The following is a 2,589-nucleotide window of genomic DNA, read 5'->3' as shown; positions in this document are numbered from 1 at the left end:
ATGCCACAGTAGTAGTGCTTTGCCGCAATAACCCAAGTGAGTTGGAGGAAACACTGCATTCACTCAAAGGAGCAACTGATGGTTTAGGACCAAACTATCAACTTGAGTTACTGGTGATCGATGGCTCAAACAGCAATGCTTGCAGCAAAGTTTATCATTCCATTATATTATTAAACTGGAACTGTCGCTTTATTCACCGATTCCCCAATGGTACTTACGATGCAATGAATATCGCCCTAGGAGAAGTTAAAGGTAGATGGATTGCATTCATGAATTCTGGAGATATCTATTTGAGAGGTGGCTTCGCTACTTTACTGCTCTATGCAGAATCTCAAAGCGTCAAACGAAGTTTTAAGCATCTTGGTGCAGTTTTTGGGCAAGCCTGGATCGAGCCCCCTGGCTTGCCTCTACGGTGGCTTACACCCAATCCTCGCCTGGATGATATTGATGTCTGGTTGAGGCACATGGTACCCTGTCATCAAAGCATGCTTTTTCAAACAACTTTTGCTAAATCGAATCCATATCACTTACGTGCAGGTTCAAAAGCCGATCGAGCTGTGATCAAAGCCTCTTTGACACCGCCCGCTGAAATTTCATATTTATCTAAACCTGTTTGTGTTTTCCGGCTTAATGGTCAATCGAGCCGTCTATTTGATTGGCACAGCATAACTTCTCCTGGCCTGGCCTATAATGAACGTTTCGTTGAAATGATTAAAATTATTATTAGTCCTTTTGCTACTGTGTATCCCTTCTTTATGTGGATGCGTTCTATATKGTTKGGATKGATCTGTTAGATGCCAGTTGTTTCTATAATTACTCCTTTTCGTGATGCTGCCCACTTTCTTCCTGGTTTGGTAGCTAACTTGCAGCAACAAAGCTTTATGGATTGGGAATGTTTATTAGTTAATCATGGTTCCAAAGATGGCGGCGGTGAACTAGCGAAAACTTTAATTGCTTCTGATACACGTTTTAGGCTGATTGAACTTCCCCGCTTCCGAGAGTTTGATAATCAATTGCCGGCCATACCACGTAATAAGGCATTACTAGAAGCTCAATCTGAGTTGATTGCATTTCTAGACGTGGATGATCTGTGGCATCCTCTTAAGTTAGAGCGTCAGTTGAGGTTCCATAGGGAATACTCACTTGATCTTTCGGTTACAGCTTTTGCTCGATTTAATAATCTCACTAAACAAGTTGGTCCATGGAGACTGCCCCCCAATCATAGTATTCATACTCAGATTAGATGGCGTAATCCAATCCCTTTGCTAACGGCCTTGGTGAGAAGGGATCTACTTGATAATGGTTTCCCACTGCATCCCCATGAGGATTATTTGCTTTGGCTTGAAATATTTAGTAATAATCCTGCAATCCGTTATGGATGTTTGCCGCAAGTACTTGCATTTTACCGTCGCCATAGTTCCAACATATCGCGCCATCCATATCAGTTAGTYCGTTGGACGTATGGAGTGTATCGTGTTTCCGGTGCAAATCCAGTTCAAGCTTTTGGGCAATTATTGCTTTGGGGTGKTGCCCATTGCATATGTTTGCTTCGCGATAAGTTTCTCCGTCGTTTATTTAGGTRCAATCTTGATGAACTTTTGATCCTTGCACCTTGGGATTTTGTTAAGTGAAAAGTGAATTACTGCGTTTGTGGCGGGTAATACCTAAACCTAGGCGGCATCCTATGTTAGTAGTAATTTTTCTGCTTATTGCAAGCAGCTTATCTGAGGGATTATCAGCTGCTGCTATTATACCCTTGCTGTTGGCTCTAATGGGAAAAGTTCCCATTGGTTGGAGTGTTACATCGTTAGTAATTTGTTTTAGCTTTGTGGTTTTGTTTACGGGTATAGTTCGTTTTAGTAGCTTAGCTCTCAGTAATCGATTGGCTGCTGACGTTGGCTCTGATTTRGCGGAACTGGCTTTTACTGCATTACTTGATCAACCCTTTCCTCAATTGCTTGCTACTCCTCCMAGCAAAATTACTGCACTTTTAGCTCCGCAGCWACGCCAAGTTGTTAATGGCGTGTTGTTGCCTGYATTRCAGCTGCTAAGTTCTTYAATTTTGTTAATTAGCCTCTCTTTTGTTTTGCTTGCATTGGCATGGGTAGTGGTATTCCCCACCCTTTTAWTCATGCTCTTGGTGTATGTGATCCTTTCCTATTGGGTACGACCCCGTTTAAAAAAAAATGCTGAACTTATTGTTTCCGCTCAGCAAAATTCAATTAAGCTTATTCAGCAAACATTTTCTGGGCTTAGAGAATTACGTTTGCTAGGTTTAGGCTCCACCAGAGTTAGTATGTTTGCAAGCCTTGATAGGCTGATGCGTTATAGAGAGGCTGAAAATATAACAATTGCAGGTTTGCCACGGTTTGTGCTTGAACCAACAATGATGGTGGCAATAGCTTTAGTGGGTGCGCTATTTATTGCTCATGGTGTTTCGCCGATCCAAATTTTGCCCCAAATTGGCTTGCTTGCCTATGGTGCGCAAAGATTACTTCCATTGGCACAACAACTATGGAGTGCTTGGAGTTCATTAAGTGGTTGTAAAGCAGTTCTTATGCCGTTATTGTTACTAATTGAGCAGCCACA

General features: G+C 42.1%; 3 protein-coding genes. All 3 read left to right on the top strand.

The annotated features are described in order from the left end of the window. The coding region (locus tag C7K08_RS13440) for a glycosyltransferase (protein ID WP_133165297.1) at positions 1–794 on the top strand (794 nt) is incomplete at its 5' end. After that, on the top strand, positions 795–1,631 hold the full coding sequence (locus C7K08_RS13435; protein ID WP_106501049.1) for a glycosyltransferase family 2 protein: 837 nt from the start codon (positions 795–797) through the stop codon (positions 1,629–1,631). A 53-nt stretch (positions 1,632–1,684) separates the two neighbouring features. After that, a partial coding sequence (locus C7K08_RS13430; protein ID WP_133165296.1) for an ABC transporter transmembrane domain-containing protein occupies positions 1,685–2,589 on the top strand: 905 nt, incomplete at its 3' end.

The organism is Synechococcus lacustris str. Tous (assembly GCF_003011125.1).
GTDB classification, from domain to species: Bacteria; Cyanobacteriota; Cyanobacteriia; order PCC-6307; family Cyanobiaceae; genus Synechococcus_D; species Synechococcus_D lacustris.
This window is presented reverse-complemented; position numbering and strand designations above follow the sequence as displayed.